This is a genomic window from Cellulomonas sp. SLBN-39, assembly GCF_006715865.1.
GTDB lineage: Bacteria > Actinomycetota > Actinomycetes > Actinomycetales > Cellulomonadaceae > Cellulomonas.
On the sequence record NZ_VFOA01000001.1, the window covers coordinates 851,207 to 869,101 of the forward strand.

General features: G+C 77.4%; 16 protein-coding genes. All 16 read right to left on the reverse strand.

Going from position 1 to position 17,895, the window contains the following annotated elements; translation table 11 throughout:
• Window positions 1–41: 41 nt before the first annotated feature.
• Window positions 42–989 carry a carboxylating nicotinate-nucleotide diphosphorylase gene (gene nadC, locus FBY24_RS03770; protein ID WP_142158206.1) on the reverse strand — a complete coding sequence of 316 codons (948 nt, stop codon included), beginning with the start codon at window positions 987–989 and terminating at the stop codon, window positions 42–44.
• Between the two features lie 55 nt (window positions 990–1,044).
• Window positions 1,045–2,748, reverse strand: coding sequence for an L-aspartate oxidase (locus tag FBY24_RS03775; RefSeq protein ID WP_142158208.1), 1,704 nt, complete (start codon window positions 2,746–2,748; stop codon window positions 1,045–1,047).
• A complete protein-coding gene (panD, locus tag FBY24_RS03780) occupies window positions 2,745–3,209 on the reverse strand; it encodes an aspartate 1-decarboxylase (RefSeq protein ID WP_140459593.1) in 465 nt (154 codons plus the stop codon). The genes FBY24_RS03775 and panD overlap by 4 nt, the downstream gene beginning before the upstream one ends.
• Complete coding sequence (gene panC, locus FBY24_RS03785; protein ID WP_142158210.1) at window positions 3,206–4,177, reverse strand: pantoate--beta-alanine ligase; 972 nt, start codon at window positions 4,175–4,177, stop codon at window positions 3,206–3,208. Before panC ends, panD begins: the two co-directional genes overlap by 4 nt.
• Window positions 4,174–5,205: a Rossmann-like and DUF2520 domain-containing protein gene (locus FBY24_RS03790; protein ID WP_142158213.1), complete on the reverse strand. Its 1,032-nt coding sequence runs from the start codon at window positions 5,203–5,205 to the stop codon at window positions 4,174–4,176. Before FBY24_RS03790 ends, panC begins: the two co-directional genes overlap by 4 nt.
• Entirely contained in the window at window positions 5,202–6,980 is a 1,779-nt protein-coding gene (locus FBY24_RS03795) for a PH domain-containing protein (protein ID WP_255432202.1), read from the reverse strand. The genes FBY24_RS03790 and FBY24_RS03795 overlap by 4 nt, the downstream gene beginning before the upstream one ends.
• On the reverse strand, window positions 6,977–7,480 hold the full coding sequence (locus tag FBY24_RS03800; protein ID WP_142158215.1) for a PH domain-containing protein: 504 nt from the start codon (window positions 7,478–7,480) through the stop codon (window positions 6,977–6,979). The genes FBY24_RS03795 and FBY24_RS03800 overlap by 4 nt, the downstream gene beginning before the upstream one ends.
• 35 nt (window positions 7,481–7,515) lie before the next feature.
• The gene (locus FBY24_RS03805) at window positions 7,516–7,995 is read right to left on the reverse strand and encodes a DUF3180 domain-containing protein (RefSeq protein WP_142158217.1); all 480 of its coding nucleotides are present in this window, start codon (window positions 7,993–7,995) and stop codon (window positions 7,516–7,518) included.
• Window positions 7,992–9,476, reverse strand: coding sequence for a 2-amino-4-hydroxy-6-hydroxymethyldihydropteridine diphosphokinase (folK, locus tag FBY24_RS03810; RefSeq protein WP_142158219.1), 1,485 nt, complete (start codon window positions 9,474–9,476; stop codon window positions 7,992–7,994). The genes FBY24_RS03805 and folK overlap by 4 nt, the downstream gene beginning before the upstream one ends.
• Window positions 9,473–10,336, reverse strand: coding sequence for a dihydropteroate synthase (gene folP, locus FBY24_RS03815; RefSeq protein WP_142163139.1), 864 nt, complete (start codon window positions 10,334–10,336; stop codon window positions 9,473–9,475). Before folP ends, folK begins: the two co-directional genes overlap by 4 nt.
• 131 nt (window positions 10,337–10,467) lie before the next feature.
• A complete protein-coding gene (gene folE, locus FBY24_RS03820) occupies window positions 10,468–11,037 on the reverse strand; it encodes a GTP cyclohydrolase I FolE (RefSeq protein WP_142163141.1) in 570 nt (189 codons plus the stop codon).
• Between the two features lie 277 nt (window positions 11,038–11,314).
• The gene (ftsH, locus tag FBY24_RS03825) at window positions 11,315–13,360 is read right to left on the reverse strand and encodes an ATP-dependent zinc metalloprotease FtsH (RefSeq protein ID WP_142158221.1); all 2,046 of its coding nucleotides are present in this window, start codon (window positions 13,358–13,360) and stop codon (window positions 11,315–11,317) included.
• A 187-nt stretch (window positions 13,361–13,547) separates the two neighbouring features.
• A complete protein-coding gene (gene hpt, locus FBY24_RS03830) occupies window positions 13,548–14,102 on the reverse strand; it encodes a hypoxanthine phosphoribosyltransferase (protein ID WP_140459586.1) in 555 nt (184 codons plus the stop codon).
• Window positions 14,103–14,104: 2 nt separating this feature from the next.
• Entirely contained in the window at window positions 14,105–15,232 is a 1,128-nt protein-coding gene (gene tilS, locus FBY24_RS03835; protein ID WP_142158223.1) for a tRNA lysidine(34) synthetase TilS, read from the reverse strand.
• 1 nt (window position 15,233) lies between these two features.
• Window positions 15,234–16,313 carry a zinc-dependent metalloprotease gene (locus FBY24_RS03840; protein ID WP_142158225.1) on the reverse strand — a complete coding sequence of 360 codons (1,080 nt, stop codon included), beginning with the start codon at window positions 16,311–16,313 and terminating at the stop codon, window positions 15,234–15,236.
• A 28-nt stretch (window positions 16,314–16,341) separates the two neighbouring features.
• A complete protein-coding gene (gene dacB, locus FBY24_RS03845; RefSeq protein ID WP_142158227.1) occupies window positions 16,342–17,760 on the reverse strand; it encodes a D-alanyl-D-alanine carboxypeptidase/D-alanyl-D-alanine-endopeptidase in 1,419 nt (472 codons plus the stop codon).
• Window positions 17,761–17,895 lie beyond the last annotated feature (135 nt).

The following is a 17,895-nucleotide window of genomic DNA, read 5'->3' on the forward strand; positions in this document are numbered from 1 at the left end:
GGCCCGGGGCGCACCGGCACGGTCGCGCACCCGTGACGGGCTCAGGACGCGCGCAGGTCCAGCGCCACGTCGAGGATCGGCGAGGAGTGCGTCAGCGCCCCCACCGACAGGAAGTCCACCCCCGTGCCCGCGACCTCCGCGGCACGGTCCAGCGTGAGCGTCCCCGTCGCCTCGAGGTCCACGTGCCCCGTCTCCTGCTCGCGGGCGCGCACCCGCGCGACCGTCGCCGCCAGCACCGGCGTCGGCATGTTGTCGAGCAGCAGGAAGTCCGCGCCCGCGTCGAGGGCCTCGTCCGCCTGCTCCGGGGTGTCGACCTCGACCTGCACCGCGACGTCGGGGAACCGGGCCCGCACCGCCGCGATCGCCCCGGCGACCGAGCCCGCGGCCACCACGTGGTTGTCCTTGACCATCGCCACGTCGTGCAGGCCCATGCGCTTGTTCGTGCCGCCGCCGCACCGCACCGCGTACTTCTCCACCGCCCGCAGCCCCGGCGTCGTCTTGCGGGTGTCGAGCACCTGCGCGCCCGTGCCCGCGAGCGCGTCCGTCCACCGGCGCGCGTGCGTCGCCACGCCCGAGGCGCGCGAGACGAGGTTGAGCAGCGTGCGCTCGGCGACGAGCAGCACCTGGACGGGGCCGGTGACGGTCGCGACGACGTCGCCCGGCGCGACCGCCGAGCCGTCGGGCCGCAGCACCTCGACGGCCGCCGCGGGCAGGCCCAGGCGGTCGGCGACCTCGTCGAGCACCACCGGCAGCACCACGAGCCCGGCGACGACGCCCGGCGCGCGGGCCACGACGTCGGCCGTGCCGGTGGCGTCCGCCGGGACCGTCGCCTGCGTCGTCACGTCGCGGCCGAGCGGGCCGAGGTCCTCGTCGAGCGCCGCGGCGACCACGCGGGCCACGTCGGCGGCGTCGGGTCCGGCGTCCCCGGGCAGGACCCCGGGGCGGGGGGTGGTCGACGCGGGACGGGGCGCGGGGCTCGTGGCGGGCACGCGCCCAACCTACCGACCGTGCACCGGTGCCCCGGTACGCGCCCGGGCGGTGGGGTCAGCGCAGCCCCGTGATCGGGCTGCGGCTCACCGTCAGCGCGCCGTCCGGGTCGAGCGCGGCCTCCAGGCGCACGCGCCACGCGTCGTCGGTCGCGGGGAAGTCCGTGCGGGCGTGCCCGCCGCGGGACTCCTCGCGCGCCAGGGCGGCGTCCGTCAGCACCGAGGCGACCTGGTGCACGTTCGTCGTCTCCCACTCCGCGACCTGGGGGGCGGCGAGCGTGCGGCCGTCGTCGGACCGCCGGTGCGCGTCGGTCGGGACGGCGGCCAGGCGTGCGGCCGCGGCCGTCAGGCCCTCGCCCGAGCGCAGCACGCCGGGGCCGTCGGTGGCGACCCGCTGGATGCGGGCGCGCGCGGCGGCCGCGACGAGGGTCGCGGGGCCCGGCCGCTCGACGGGGTCGCCGGGCACGAGGAACCCGCCGTCGAGGCGGGCCACGACGTCGCGCGCGGCCCGGTGCGCGAACACCAGGCCCTCCAGCAGCGAGTTCGACGCGAGCCGGTTGGCGCCGTGCACGCCCGTGCACGCGACCTCCCCGACCGCGTACAGCCCGGGCACGGACGTGCGCCCGTCGAGGTCGGTGACGACCCCGCCGGAGTGGTAGTGCTGGGCGGGCGCCACCGGCACGAGGTCCGTCGTGAGGTCGATGCCGTGCTCGCGCAGCCGCTCGTGGATCGTCGGGAAGCGGCGGCGCAGGAAGTCCGCGCCCAGGTGGCGGGCGTCCAGCCACACGTGGTCCGCGCCCGTGGACGTCATCTGCCGCACGATCGCGTGCGCCACGACGTCGCGGGGCGCGAGCTCGGCCAGCGGGTGCACGTCCGGCATGAACCGCACGCCGTCGGTGTCGAGCAGCAGCGCGCCCTCGCCGCGGACCGCCTCCGAGACCAGCGTGAGCTGGCCCTTCACGCCGCTGCCCAGCCACAGCACGGTGGGATGGAACTGCACGAACTCCATGTCGCCGAGGCGGGCGCCGGCCCGCAGGGCCGCGGCGATGCCGTCGCCCGTGGCCTGCGCGGGGTTCGTCGACGAGCGGTACACCTGGCCGATGCCGCCCGTGGCCAGCACGACCACCGGGGCCAGGACGGCGCCGACGCCGTCGCGCTGGCCCTCGCCGATGACGTGCAGCGTGACGCCGCGCACCGGCCCGGGCCGCCCGTCCGCGTCGGGGGCGCCCGTGAGCACGTCCAGCACGAGGGCGTGCTCGACGACCTCGATGCCCGGGTCGTCGCGGACCGCCTCGATCTGCGCGACCAGGGCGCGGGAGATCTCCGCGCCGGTCGCGTCGCCGCCCGCGTGGGCGATCCGGTCGGCCAGGTGCCCGCCCTCACGGGTCAGGGCGATGCCGCCGTCGGGGCCCGTGTCGAACACCGCGCCGCGGCCGACGAGCTCGCGCACGCGCGCCGGGCCCTCCGTCACCAGCGTCTCCACCGCGCGGGGGTCGCACAGCCCGCCGCCGGCGACGAGCGTGTCGTGCAGGTGCGCCGCCGGGGAGTCCGACGGGTCGAGGGCCGCCGCGACACCGCCCTGCGCCCACACCGTCGACCCGCTGACCAGCACGCCCTTGGTCACCAGCAGCACGCGCCGCACCCGGGTGCGCAGCTCGAGCGCCGCCGTCAGGCCCGCGATCCCGGAGCCCACGACGACCGCGTCGGCGTGCGTCGTCCAGCCCGGCGCGGGCGCCGCGAGCCGGGTCGCCAGCCGCGTCACCGCCGGGCGACCGCGTCGCGGCCGTCGGCGAGCGACAGGCCGCTCGGCTCCAGCCCCGTCGCCGCGGACCAGTCCGCCGGCACGCCGCCCGGGTCCTCGCCCGTGGCGACCGCGCGGTTGTCCGCGTCGACGAGCACCACGTGCGGGGAGTACGTGCGGGCCTCGGCGTCCGACATCGTGCCGTAGGCGATGACGATGACGACGTCGCCCGGGTGCACGAGGTGCGCCGCGGCACCGTTGACGCAGACCTGCCCCGACCCGGGCTCCCCCGCGATCGCGTACGTCGTCAGCCGGGCGCCGTTGGTCACGTCGACGACGTCGACCTGCTGCCCGGGCAGCACGTCCGCGGCCGCGAGCAGGTCCGCGTCGATCGTGATCGACCCGACGTAGTGCAGGTCCGCCGCCGTGACCGTCGCCCGGTGGATCTTGCCCGTCATCATCGTGCGGTGCAGCGTGGTCATGCGTCAGCCCCGTCCCCGTGGCCCGTGCGCGCCGCGGCGGCGACCGCCCCGCGCAGCACCACCGTCGCGTTGTCGATGAGGCGGGTCGCGCCGACCCGCACCGCGAGCAGCAGCAGCGCCCGCTCCGTGCCCGGCCCCGCGTCCGCGAACGTCGCGGGGTCGACGAGCGCCACGTAGTCCACCGCGTCGTCCGCGGTCAGGTGCGCGTCGAGGACGCCGCGGGCCGCCGCCAGCACGCCCGCCGGTCCCGCACCGTCGTCGGCCGCCGCCGCACCCGCGGCGAGGGCCGCCGCCAGCGCCCGGGCCCGCGCCCGCTCGTCCGCCGCGAGGTACGCGTTGCGGCTCGACCGGGCCAGCCCGTCGTCCTCCCGCACCGTCGGGTGCGCGACCACGTCGACCCGCACGTCCAGGTCGTGCACCATGCGCCGCACCGCCGCGAGCTGCTGGGCGTCCTTGGCGCCGAACACCGCCACGTCGGGCTGCGTCAGGTGCAGCAGCTTGAGCACGACCGTGAGCACGCCGTCGAGGTGCCCGGGCCGCGACGCGCCCTCGAGCACGTCGCCCAGGGCACCGGCACCCACCCGCACCGTCGGGTCGCCGTCGGGGTACACCACGTCGACCGTCGGGGCGAAGACCACGTCCGACGGGCCCAGCAGGCCCGGCCCGGCGAGCAGGCGCAGGTCGCCGTCGAGGTCGCGCGGGTAGCGGGCCAGGTCCTCCGACGGCCCGAACTGCAGCGGGTTGACGAAGATCGTCACCACGACGACCTCCGCGAGCCGCTTCGCCTCCGCCACGAGCGCGAGGTGCCCGTCGTGCAGGGCCCCCATCGTCATGACGACGGCACGCCGGTACCGGCGCCCGCGGTCCGGCGCACCCTCGGTGCGCGGCAGCGTCGTCGCGTCCTGCGCGGCCAGCGCCGCGGCGAGCTCGCCGCGGTCGCGCACCAGCGCGGGCGTCGTGGTGGTCATGCGTCCTCCTGCGGCGCGCCGGGCGTGGACCCGTCGTCGTCGGTGGTCGGCCCGGTGGCCGTCCCGTCCGTCCCCAACACCGGCGGGGCGCCGGTGATGCCCGCCAGGGCGTCCAGCACGTGCTGGGCGTCCTCGGCCGTGACGACGCCCGCGGCCAGCGCACGGGCCGCGGCCGCCCGGGCCAGGGCACCGTACCCCGTCGGCACGTCGACGGCCCCGGTGCGGGCGCCCAGTGCGGCCAGGGTCACAGCGTGCTCGTGCACCGTGCCGGCGTCGCCGCGGCGCACGGGGCCGGTGAGCGCGCCGATGGCCCCCGTACCGTCGGGGCCCGCCGCGTCCTCCGCCCGCAGCGCGCCGTCGAGGGCCGCGTCCAGCAGCGGCCGCAGCACGCGGCCGGGCTCGGCGACACCGGCCTCGCGCAGCACCTGCGCGGCCTGCGCGACGAGCACCACGAGGTGGTTCGCGCCGTGCGCGAGGCCCGCGTGGTACAGCCCCCGCGCCTGCTCGGCGACGACGACGGGCTCGCCCCCGACCTCCACGACGAGCGCCTGCCCGATCGGCAGCACCGGGCCCGGGGCCGTCACGGCGAACGCGCAGCCCACCAGGCGCGAGAGGTCCAGCGAGGTGCCCGTGAACGTCATCGCCGGGTGCAGCGCCAGCGGGATGACGCCCGCCGCGCGCGCCGGGGCCAGCACGTCCACGCCGTAGCGGCCCGACGTGTGCACGACGATCTGCCCCGCCTGCCACGCACCCGTCTCCGCGAGCCCGCGGACCAGTCCCGCGAGCGCGTCGTCGGGCACGGCCAGCAGCACCAGCTCGGCACGGCGCACGACCTCCGGGACCTCCACGACGGGCACGCCTGGCAGGAGCGCCGCGGCCCGCTCGCGGGACGCCTCGGACACCGCGCTGACCGCGACGACCGGGTGGCCCGCAGCCTGCAGCGCGCTGCCCAGGACGGCACCGACGCGCCCGGCGCCGACCACGCCGACGCCGAGCCGACCGGGACGTGCCGGGGGCTCGGCCGTCACCGCGGGCCCTCGGGGACGTCGGCCCCCTCGGCGGCGCGCGGTGCGTCGGCGGCGCGCGGTGCGTCGGCCGCGCCCGTCCCGCCGCCCGGCGCGCCCGCCGCCTGCGCCGTGGGCACGTCCAGCGGCGGCTCGGCGCCCGCGACCCCCGGCAGGTCCGCGGTCGCGGCCCGCATCCACAGCTCCGGGCCGGCGACGCGGCGGGCCTGCCGCGCCCGGGCGGACTGCTCGTCGAGGAGGGCGCGCACGGCCGCCGCGTCGAGGTGCTCGACGGTCGGGACGATGGGTCCGGGCGTCGAGTGCGCCTCGAAGGTGGCCAGGCCGAGGCGGCGCTGGAGGGGCCCCTGGCCGACGCCGAGGCTCTGCGTGCGCTCGTGCGGCACCACCACGACCGTGCGCCAGAACCGGCCCGAGCGCAGGATCAGCGCCGTCCGGGTCACCAGGACGCCGTGGCGGCGCCAGCTCACGGGGTCGACCCAGCGGGCCCGCCGGGGCGCCGGCGTGAAGCCGCCGTCGTCGCCCGTGCCGTCCAGCGCGGCGTCGAGCGCCGCGAGGGGGTCGTCCACGCCGAGGTCCGGCAGCACCAGCCACAGGGCGGTGGCCGCCTCCGCGCGGGTCGCGACGGGGTGCAGCACGGTGCCCTGGTCGGCGGACGTGCCCTCGCCCGTGCCGTAGCCGGCCACGTTCATCTCCACGGTCCACCAGTCGGACCGGCGCCACAGCGGGCCCTGCGTCAGGCGCACGGCCTGCACGCGGCCCGGGGGCACGGTCTGCGTGCGGGTCTCGGTCAGCCCGTGGCGCAGCCGGATCCCGTCCGGCGACGTCGCGGCCCGGAACGTCGCGGCCGTGTTGACGCGCCCCCACACGTACCCGCCGACGCCGAGCACCGCCGGCACGGCGAAGAACACGCCGCCGACGTCCCGGGTGACGGCCACGACGACCCCGCCGGCGACGAGACCCACGAGCAGCAGCCACGGTGCCACCGAGCGGACGAGCGAGCCGACGAGCCGGCCCGTCGGCAGGTCGTACACCTGCCGCTCGGGGGCCTCGGCGAAGACGGGGACCGGCGACGTCGCGGCGGCCGGCGCGGGGTGCGCCGCGCCCTCGACGCCCGCGCCGCCGTCGGGGCCGGGGGCACCCGTACCGTCGGGCACGGGCGCACCGGGTGCGTCGGCGGCCGGGGCCGCAGGCCCGGCCGCGGGTGCGTCGGGCACCTGCCGGACGCCCGCGGCCAGCGCGAGGATCTGCGCACGCAGCTCGGTCGCCTCCTGCTCGCGCAGGAACGCCAGCTCGACGGCCGACCCGCTGCCGCCGGCGACCTCCAGGGTCAGCTGCGAGAGCCCGAACAGCCGCGCGAGCAGCGGCTGGACCACGTCGACGGCCTGCAGCCGGTCCAGCCGGGCCTGCCGCTGCTGGCGGAACAGGATGCCGTGACGCAGGTGGACCGCCTCGGCCGTGACCGCGAAGCGCGTCGCCCGCCACGCGAGCAGCGAGTACAGGAACCCGACGACGCCGACGAGCACCAGCGCACCCAGCAGCACCAGCCACGCCGTGCCCTCGTCGAGCAGCTCGGCCGCCCGGCGCAGGTCGTCCGCCGCCTGGTAGCTGACGATCGCGACGACCGCGACGAGCACCTTCCAGCCGCGCAGCGCCGGCGTCACCGGGTGCATGCGGCGCCACGCGTCGGCGGGGACCTCGCCGGCGCGCGCGGCCTGCTCGGGCGGCACGCCCGCGTCCGGCCGGGGTGCGGGTGCCGGGCCGTCGACCGACGCGCTCACAGCCCCGCCAGCCGGGCCTCGCCGCGCGAGGCCAGCCGGTCGCGCAGGCGTGCGGCCTCCTCCGGCGGCAGGCCCTCGATCGACGCGTTCGTCGTCGGGGCGGCCGTGTGCAGCTGCACCGAGGCGATGCGGAACCGGCGCGCGAGCGGCCCGGCGGACACGTCGACGTACTGCATGCGGCCGTACGGCACGACGACGAGCTGGCGGAACATGATGCCGCGGCGGATCAGCAGGTCGTCGTCGCGCTCGGCGTACGCGAGCGCCCGCACCTGACGCGGCACGAGCAGCGCCGCCCACAGCAGCAGCGCCGCGACCACCGCGGGCAGGGCCCACAGCCACGCCACGCCGACGAGCGCGGCGACGCCCCCTGTGATCGCGAGCAGCAGCACCCCCCACAGGGCGAGGAGAAGGAGCCGCACGCGCGCGAGCCGGGTCGACACCGGCGTCCACACGACGTCGGCGGGGTCGAACGGGCCGGTGGCCGGCAGGTCGGACGTCATGACGCCCATCCTTGCACCGGCGCACCTCCCCCCGGTCAGGACGCCGCGGGGTCCGTGCCGCGCAGGTCCTGCTCGGCCTCCGGCGGCGGGATGCGGCAGAAGTGCTCGACGACGAGCCCGACGACGACCATGACGACCGCACCGAGGGCCGCGACGCCCGCCGCGGCGGCCCGCTCCCCGTTGCCCGGCACGTCGCCGTCCATCAGCAGGGACAGCGCCTGCCCGCCGTACCAGCCCGCGAGCAGCGCCCCGGTGTAGCACGACGCCTTCGCCAGCACCGCGGTGCGCGCGGCCCGCATCGGGTCCAGCGTCGGGCGCCGCCCCTGCTGGTACTGCCGCACCGCCCAGCCCATCGCCAGCACGACCGCCGCGATCAGCACCTCGACGGCCACGACGAGCCACGGCACCTCCGGCGGCGTGCCGCCGCGCGTGACCAGCACCCGCAGGAGCGACCACGTCACCGCCGTCGCCCCGACGGCGGTGAGCAGGAGCGTCTGCCAGCGGGTCGCGGTCATGGCTGCTGCGCGTCCGGCCCGTGCTCGTCGTCGGGCTCCGGGCTGGCCGCGGGCACGGGGGCCGTGAGCCAGTCCAGGGCCATCCAGCGCACGCCCTCGCGGTCGGGCGCCGTGGCGGCCAGCTGCGCGACCGGCCCGCCCCCGAGCCCGGGCAGCACGGCCTCCGGGTCGACCTGCGCCCACGGCGCGAGCACGAAGGCCCGCTCGTGCGCCCGCGGGTGGGGCAGCTCCAGGTCGTCCGTCACGGCCGTCGTGGAGCCGTACACGACGATGTCGACGTCGAGCGTGCGCGGGCCCCACCGCTCGGTGCGCTCGCGCCCGTGGCGCTGCTCGACCGCGTGCACGGCCCGCAGCAGGTCCCGGGGGCCGAGCGACGTGCGGGCCAGCAGCACCGCGTTGAGGTAGTCGGGCTGCTCGGGACCCACCGCGGCCGTGCGGGCGAGGGGCGAGACCGCGACGATCTCGACGCCCGGCACCGCGGCCAGGTCGGCGACGGCGTGCCGCAGCGTCTCCTGCGCGGGGCCGACGTTGGCGCCGAGCGCCAGGACCACGTCGACGGGGGCGGGGGGCGCCTGGTCGAGCTCGTCGACGACCAGCTCACCGGTCACGGGCGACGTCGGCGGCTCGTCCTCCCACCGCACCGGCGGCATGAGCGCGGTGCGCGCGGCGGGCGGCTCGTCGTCGGGCGCGGACGGCGCCGGCCGCTGCTCGAGCCCGCCGCCGTGCGGCCCGGCGTGCGTGCCCGCGTAGACACCCGGGTGACCGCCCGGCGGGGTCGACGGCACGGGCATTGCCGCGGCGGCAGGCCCCGGGGGCGGCAGCGGCCCGGTCGGGGACGGCGGTGCGGGCAGCGTGCCCGACGGCGCGGGCAGCGGCGCCAGGTGCCCGGACGGCAGCACCGACTCCCGCACCGGGTGCCCGTCGTGCAGCTCGTTCCCCTCGGCGCGGGCACCGTCGCCGCGCGCCGGCGCGGTCAGCGGCATCGGCGCCGTCGGGGGGTGCGTGCGGGCCGGGTCGGCGGGCGCCGCGCGCCGCCCCGACGCCGGCGGCCCCTGGTACGGCTCCGCCGCGGGCAGCTTGGACCGGTCGCGGCGGATCGAGACGACGACGTCGCCGAACGGCACGGTGATCGGCGCCTGCGGCTTGTGCACCGCCACGTCCACGGCCTGGACGAGCGGGTGCGCGAGCACGGTCGCGGCGATCCGCTCGGCCACCGTCTCGACGAGGTCGACCGGGTCGCCGGACAGCACCGCGGCCACCTGCTCGGCCACCACGCCGTAGTGCACGGTGTGCACCAGGTCGTCGCCGGCCGCGGCCCGCCGCGTGTCGACGTGCAGCACGACGTCCGCGAGGAACGTCTGCCCGTCCCGTCTCTCGTGGTCCAGGACCCCGTGGTACCCGTACGCGCTGATGCCCTGGAGCCGGATCTGGTCGAGCCGCCGGCCCGAGCCGTCGCTGACGTCGTCGTCGTGCACGTTCACCGCGCCTCCTCTCCCCCGTGCGGGCCTGCGCCCGCACCCGTCGTCGCCCGTGGACCGGGCCCGTCCTGCGCGGCGCCCCAGGCCGCGGCCACCCGCACGGCGTCCGCCGACGCCGCGACCTCGTGCACCCGGACCGCCCACGCCCCGGCGTGCGCCGCCAGCGCCGTGACCGCGGCCGTGGCCCGGTCGCGCTGCAAGGGCGGGGCCGGCCGGCCGTCGGACCCGGCGAGCAGGTGCCCGAGGAACCGCTTGCGGCTCGCGCCCACGAGCACCGGGAACCCGTCGGCGACCAGCGCCGGCAGGTGCGCGAGCAGCGGCCAGTTGCTCGCTCCCGACTTGGCGAAGCCCAGCCCCGGGTCCAGCACCACCTGCTCGTCGCGCACCCCGGCGGCGCGCATCTGCGCGACCCGCTCGGCGAGCTCGCGCCGGACGTCCGCGACGACGTCGTCGTACACGTCGTGCTCGTCCATGACGTCGGCGTGCCCGCGCCAGTGCATGGCCACGTACGCGACCCCGGTGCGCGCCACGACGGCGTGCATGCCCGGGTCGGCCAGGCCGCCCGAGACGTCGTTGACGAGGACCGCGCCCCGCTCGACCGCCGCCTGCGCGACCGCGGCCCGCGTGGTGTCCACGCTCACCACGGCACCGGCCGCCACGAGCCGTTCGACGACCGGCAGCACCCGGGCCAGCTCGTCCTCCACCGGCACGCGCGCCGACCCGGGACGGGTGGACTCGCCGCCGACGTCGAGCAGGTCCGCGCCCTGCGCGAGCAGCTCCAGGCCGTGCGCGACCGCGGCGCCGGGCTCGTACCACCGCCCGCCGTCCGAGAACGAGTCGGGCGTGACGTTGACGACGCCCATGACCAGCGTGCGACCCGCGTCGCGCAGCGTGGTGGGGATCCCGGGCAGGCGGGAGCCGGCCGGTGCCGTGCTGCGTGCGCTGCGGTCCACGTCGCGAGCCTAGGGGGTCGGCCGGGAGACGAGGGACGCGGTCAGCGGCCGAGCACGAGGCTCATGGCCTCGGCCCGGGTGGCGGCGTCCCGCATCTGCCCGCGCACGGCCGACGTCGTGGTGCGCGAGCCGGGCTTGCGCACGCCGCGCATCGACATGCACAGGTGCTCGCACTCGACGACCACGATCACGCCGCGCGGCTCGAGCACCTCGACCATGGCGTCCGCGATCTGCGTCGTGAGGCGCTCCTGCACCTGGGGCCGGCGGGCGTAGACGTCCACCAGGCGCGCGATCTTCGACAGGCCCGTCACGCGACCGTCGGCGCCCGGGATGTACCCGACGTGCGCGACGCCGTGGAACGGCACGAGGTGGTGCTCGCAGGTGGAGTACACCTCGATGTCGCGCACGAGCACCATCTCCCCGTGCCCGACGTCGAACGTCGCGGTGAGCGCGTCGCGGGGGTCCATCGTCAGGCCCGCGAACACCTCGCGGTAGGCGCGGGCGACGCGCGCCGGCGTCTCGCGCAGCCCCTCGCGGTCGGGGTCCTCGCCGACGGCAGACAGCAGCTCGCGCACCGCGCGCTGCACGCGGGCCTCGTCGTACGGTCGCACCGACCGGCCCGACCGGGTGGTCGGGCCCGCAGCCGTGGGGGCCGCTGCCGCGGGCGTGGTCGCCGCGGGCCCGGACACGGTGGTCCCAGACGCGGTGGTGCCGGACGGCGCGGGGCCGGAGGGTGCGGGGCCGGACGGCGCAGCGCCGGACGGCGCGACCGGGGTCGGCGTGGACGGTGCCGCGGGCGCCGACGTCGCCGGGGCGACGGGCGGGGGCGGCAGCAGGCCCGGGGCCTCGGCGGCCGGGCGTCCGTCGGGGGTGGTCGGTGAGGTCATGTCATCCCTGCCCGTCGGTGTCGGGGGTCTGGCCCGGCGGCACCTCCACGACGACGGTGGCCGGGTTCTCGGACCGCGCGGCGGCGGCCTCGTCCTGCGGCACGACGGGAGCGCCGTCGAGGGCGGCGAGCTCGGCGGGCGTCATCACGGGACCGCGCTCGGAGACCGCGCGCTCGTCGCCGGAGATCCACACGTCGCGCGGCTCGCGCTTGACCACCGAGGCGAACACCTCGGTGAGCTGCTCCTGGTTGAGCGTCTCCTTCTCGAGCAGCTCCAGGACCAGGGCGTCGAGCACGTCGCGGTACTCCACGAGGATCGCGCGCGCCTCGTCGTGCGCCCGCTCGATGAGGGCCCGGACCTCGACGTCGATGGCACCGGCGACGGCCTCGGAGTAGTCGCGCTGGTGGCCGACGTCGCGCCCGAGGAAGACCTCGCTGGACTCCTGCCCGAGCTTGATCGCCCCGAGCTGGGCGCTCATGCCGAACTGCGTGACCATCTTCCGGGCGATCGACGTGGCCTTCTCGATGTCGTTGCTCGCCCCGGTGGTCGGGTCGTGGAAGACCAGCTCCTCGGCCACGCGCCCGCCCATGGCGTACGCGAGCTGGTCGAGCAGCTCGTTGCGCGTCGTGGAGTACTTGTCCTCCGTCGGCATGACCATCGTGTAGCCGAGGGCCCGGCCGCGCGGCAGGATCGTCACCTTCGTCACGGGGTCCGTGTACCGCAGGGCCCACGCCACGAGCGCGTGACCGCCCTCGTGGTACGCGGTGATCTTCAGCTCCTTGACGTTCATGACGCGCGTCCGCTTCTGCGGGCCGGCGATGACACGGTCGATCGCCTCGTCCAGCGCGGCGTCGTCGATGACCTGCGCGCCACGGCGTGCGGTGAGCAGCGCGGCCTCGTTGAGCACGTTCGCCAGGTCCGCGCCGGTGAAGCCCGGGGTACGGCGGGCCACGACGCCGAGGTCGACGCCCGGCGCCATGGGCTTGCCCATCGAGTGGACCGTGAGGATCTTCTCGCGCCCCTTGAGGTCGGGCGGCTCGACGGCGACCTGCCGGTCGAACCGGCCCGGCCGCAGCAGGGCGGGGTCGAGGATGTCGGGGCGGTTCGTCGCCGCGATGAGGATGACGTTCGTCTTGACGTCGAACCCGTCCATCTCGACGAGCATCTGGTTGAGCGTCTGCTCGCGCTCGTCGTGCCCGCCGCCGAGCCCCGCGCCACGGTGCCGGCCGACCGCGTCGATCTCGTCGACGAAGATGATCGCCGGCGAGTTCTCCTTGGCCTGCTGGAACAGGTCGCGCACGCGGCTGGCACCGACGCCGACGAACATCTCGACGAAGTCCGAGCCGGAGATCGAGTAGAACGGCACGCCCGCCTCGCCGGCGACCGCGCGCGCCAGCAGCGTCTTGCCGGTGCCGGGGGGGCCGTAGAGCAGCACACCCTTGGGGATCTTCGCGCCGACGGCCTGGAACTTGCCGGGCTCGGAGAGGAACTCCTTGATCTCCTGGAGCTCCTCGAGGGCCTCGTCCACGCCCGCGACGTCGGCGAAGGTGACCTTCGGCGACTCCTTGGAGACCAGCTTGGCCTTGGACTTGCCGAAGCTCATGACCCGCGAGCCGCCGCCCTGCATGTTCGACATGAGGAACCAGAACAGCGCCAGGATGATGATGAACGGCAGCACCAGCCCGAGCAGGCTGCTCCACCAGGAGACCTGCGGGACCTCGGAGTTCCACCCGCCCGCCGGGTCGGCCTCGGCGACGGCCGCCGCCACGTCGTCGCCCTGCGGCGTGACGTAGAAGAAGTACAGCTGCGTGCCGAGGTCGTTGCCGTCCTCGTCCTTGTAGGCGTCCTCGAGCGTCAGGTCGACGCGCTGCGTGCCCTCGGTGATGAGGACCTGGTCGACCTTCCCCCCGGACAGCAGCTCGAGGCCCGTCGAGGTGTCGACCCGCTGGGCGGACGGGGTCCGCAGCAGGCTCGTGGCGACGAGGGCGATCAGGACGGCCAGCGCGATCCACAGCAGCGGACCACGGGCGAGACGCTTGAGGTTCATGGGCGATCGGGGCGCGGGCCCCTCATCCTCCGGTCGCAGGGTTCCTGGCTGGAAGTTTTACACGGCGGCTCTGAGAGCACCCTGGGTGTTCGCCCAGGGCACAGCCCGTGCCACCGGCCGGGCGAGGCTCGCCCGACGTGCCCCGCGCCCCCCGCCCGGCGTGCGCCGGAACCGCGTGGCGGTCCGGTCAGACGGAGTACACGTGCGGCGCGAGCGTCGCGACGAACGGCAGGTTGCGGTACTTCTCGGCGTAGTCCAGCCCGTACCCGACGACGAACTCGGTGGGGATGTCGAAGCCGACGTACCGCACGGGCACCTCGACCTTCGCGGCCTCCGGCTTGCGCAGCATGGTCGCGATCTCGACCGACTCCGGCCCGCGCGAGCGCAGGTTCGACAGCAGCCACGACAGGGTCAGGCCCGAGTCGATGATGTCCTCGGCGATGAGCACGTGCTTGCCCGTCAGGTCCGTGTCGAGGTCCTTGAGGATCCGCACGACGCCCGAGGACTTGGTCCCGGAGCCGTACGACGAGACCGCCATCCAGTCCATCGCGAGCGGGGTGTGCAGGCGGCGCGCGAGGTCCGCCATCACCATGACCGCGCCCTTGAGCACGCCGACCAGGAGCAGGTCCTTGCCGGCGTAGTCGGCGTCGATCTGCGCCGCCATCTCGTCGAGCCGGGTGTGCAGCTGCTCCTCGCTGAGGAGGACCTTCTCGAGGTCGTCGCCCATGTCCGACGCGTCCACGCCTACTCCTGCCCGTCGTGCCCGTGGTCGGCGTGCGCGCCGACGTGGTCCGGCCCCGTCGGCCGGCCGAGGTAGAGCCTGCCACACGCCCGGCGCGCGACGACCCGTCCGGGCAGGTGCGCGGGCCCCTGGCCGTGCCAGCCCACCACGAGGGCGTCGAGCGCCAGGACGTGGGACCGCGCGACCGACCCGGACGGGGCCCCCGCGCGCACCGCGGCGGCACGCAGCGCCCGGCGCCGCACGGCGACGGGGCCGCCGCCGAGCACGTCGACGTCGACCACCACCGCGGCACCCGCCCCCGGCGCCGCGTCCCCCGCCACCAGCGCCGCCCGCAGCAGGGCGTCGGCCGCCGCGTCCAGGGCGTCCGCGTCCTCGGCGAGCTGCGCGGCCGTGCGCGCGAGGGCCTGGGCGACGCCGGGGCCGAGCACGTCCTCGAGCACCGGCAGCACCTCCGCGCGCACCCGGCTGCGCAGCGGAAGGCTCGCGGGAACGTCGTCCGCCCCGTCGCCCACCGGCTCGTCGGGGGGCGTCTCGGGCGCCCCGGGGCGGCCGTTGGTCGGGTCGTGCCACGGCACGAGGCCCAGCGCGGCGCACACCGCCTCGGTGTCGGCACGCCGCAGCCCCAGCAGCGGCCGGCGCAGGCGTCCGCGCACGGGCCGCATGCCGGCCAGCGCGCGGGCGCCCGAGCCGCGGGCCAGCGCCAGCAGCACCTGCTCGGCCTGGTCGTCGAGGGTGTGGCCGAGCAGCACCGCGGCTGCCCCGACCTCGTCCGCGACGGCGTCGAGGGCGCCGTACCGGGCGGTGCGCGCCGCCGCCTCGGCCCCCCCGCTCCCCTGCACCTCGACGGTCACCACCCGCACGGGGTCGAGCCCCAGGCCCCGGCACGCGGCGGCGGCGGCCCGCGCCACGTCGGCCGAGCCGGGCTGCAGGCCGTGGTCGACGACGACGGCACCGGCGGGCCGGGCCGGGGCCGGACCGTGCACGCAGACGTGCGCGACGGCCGCCGCCAGGGCCAGGGAGTCCGCACCGCCGGAGCACGCCACGAGCACGGGCGCACCGGTCGGCAGGTCCGCGAGCGCGGCGCGCACGGCGACGCGCACCGCGGCGACGGCGGGCGGCGGTCCGCCCACGTCAGCCGTGCACGCGGCGCACCCAGGCGCCGGGGTCGGCGACCTCGGCGGGCGTCGGCAGTGCCGCGGGTGCCGACCAGACGGCGTTGAGCCCGTCCAGCCCGACCCGGCCGCGCACGGCGCGCACGAACGCGGCGCCCTCGCGGTACTGGGCGAGCTTGAGGTCGAGGCCGAGCAGCCGGCGCAGCACGCGGGCGGGGCCGCGGGCGCGGGTGACGGCGTCGCGGCGGGCCTCGAACGCGCGGCGGATCCGCCGCACGGTGGGCACGACGCGGGGGCCGACCTCGTCCATCATCACGTCGGCGTGCCCCTCGAGCAGGGCCATCACGGCGCCGACCTCCTCGAAGACGTCCCGCTGGCCGGGCGTGAGCATCGCGGTCAGGCCGTCGCCGGTGCTCCGCGCGGCGTGCACGAGCGACTCGACGAGCTCGTCGAGCGACGGAGCCAGGGCCGCCCCCGGGCCGCCGGGCGAGAGGTCCGCCAGGTCGGCCAGGAGCCGGCCCGCGCGGGTGCGGACGTGGTCGGCGAGCCAGGGCGCGGCGGCGAACTGCAGCGCGTGGGTCTGCTCGTGCAGCGCGACCCAGAGCCGGAAGTGCCCGGGGTCGACGCGCAGGGCCCGCTCGGTCGCCAGCACGTTCGGCGCGACGAGCAGCAGCCGGCCCGGAGCCCCCGGACCGGCCGTGAACGGGTCGAACTGCCCGAGGACCTTGCCCGAGAGCAGCGCGAGGACCGCCGCGACCTCGGCGGCCGCGGCCAGGCGTGCGGCGTCGGGCACCTGCACCGGCGTGCCGTCGGACCGGGTGGCCAGGGGTGCGGCCATGACGGCGAACGTCTGCGCGTTGGCCCGCGCCCACCCGGCCCGGTCGACGACGAGCACCCGCGAGAGGGCCTGCCCCGGGTCCGCGGGCGTCAGGCCGGTGATGTCGACGACGTGCCCGGCGGCCCGGCCGGCGGCGTCGCGCAGGTCGGCGACCAGCGCCTCGAGCTCGTCGCGCGGGGCGGGAGGTCCGGGCGGCGCCAGCCGGCCCGCGAGCCGTGCGGCCGCGGGCCAGTCGACGGGTCCTGCCGGGGCGGGGTCCATCCGCCCCACGGTAGCCGCGGCCCGGGCGTCAGCGGCAGCCGCAGGCCGCGAGCGCGGTGACGAACCCGTCGAGGGCCTGCCGCGGCGCCCACTGCCCGCCGGCGGGGGTCGCGTCGGCCATCAGCGCGAACACGAGCTGGCGGCGCTGGGCGTCGAGGACGGTGCCGGTCAGCGACGTGACGCCGGTGAGGCTGCCGGTCTTGGCGCGCACGAGCCCGCGGGCGTCCGTCGCGGTGTACCGGTCGGCGAGCGTGCCGGTCAGCCCGCCGATCGGCATGCCCGTCGCGACGTCGCGCAGCAGCGGGTACGCCGGGTCGGTGGTGAGGCGGACCAGGTCGACGAGCAGGCGGGGGCTGAGCTGCGAGCCGTCGGCCAGCCCCGACGCGTCCGCCAGCCGGGCGCCGGAGACGTCGACGCCGAGGTTGCCGATCTCGCGCAGCACGGCCTGCGTGCCGCCGTCGAAGCTGGCGGGCAGCCCGGCGTCGATCGCGACGAGCCGGGAGACCACCTCGGTGATGGTGTTGTCGGAGGTGTCGAGGAAGTGGTGGATGACGTCGACCAGGGGTGCGGACTCGACCCGGGCGAGCTCGGTGCCCTCGGCCGGCGAGCTGCGCCGCACGGGGTCGCCCTCGACGGTGACGCCCGCGTCGGCGAGGCGCTGCACGAAGACGTCGGCGGCCGCCATGGACGGGTCCGTGTGGCGGGGCACGTACTCCCCGTCGGTGGTCTTGGCGATGTCCACGGCCAGCGCGGTCACGGGGGCGACGTACCCGCCGGTGAGGTCGGTGGCCGCCCACGACGGGTTGACGGTGGGCCCGGTGAACAGGGTGTCGTCGACCTCGAGGCGCACGCTCGTCACGCCCTGCAGCGCGAGCGCGGCGGCGGTGGCGCGGGCCAGGTCGGCGAGCCCGGCGTGGCCGACGGTCGCGTCGGGGTCGCCGTCGCCCGCCGCGAGCATCATGTCGCCGCCGCCGACCAGCGCGAGCGTGCGGTCCCCGGAGACGAGGACGCGGGTGGGGAGCGTCGCGGCCGGGTCCAGCGCGGTGAGCGCGGCGACGCCCGTGAGGACCTTGGCCGTCGAGGCGGGTGTCCGGGCGTCGTCGGCCTGGTGCTCGCCGAGCACCTCGCCGGTGAGCTGGTCGACGACGAGCACGCCGACGTCGGCGGCCGAGCCGAGGCGGGCGTCGCCGACGAGGCCGTCGACGAGCGCCTGCACGGCGGCGGCGTCCGGCAGGGGCACCTGGTCGTCGAGCTCGGCCATGACGGGGACCACGGCCGCCGGCTCGGCCGCACCCGGCGCCGTGGGGAACGGCGAGGGGTCCGGCACGGGTGGGGCGAGCGTCACCATCCCGGGGACGACGTCGTAGGCGTCGGCCGTCACGTAGGCCCCGCCCGCCAGCACCAGCACCAGCGCGGTCGTCAGTCCGACACGCAGGCCTGTGGTCATCGTCACGCTCCGCCCCGGGCGGGGTCCGGTCGTGCCCCGCCGGTGCGTCAGACTACTGTCCCGAGACAACGGCGCCCCGGGGAGACGACGCGTCCTGCCGACACCCTCCCCGAGCCCACCCGGGCAGGGGCGGGC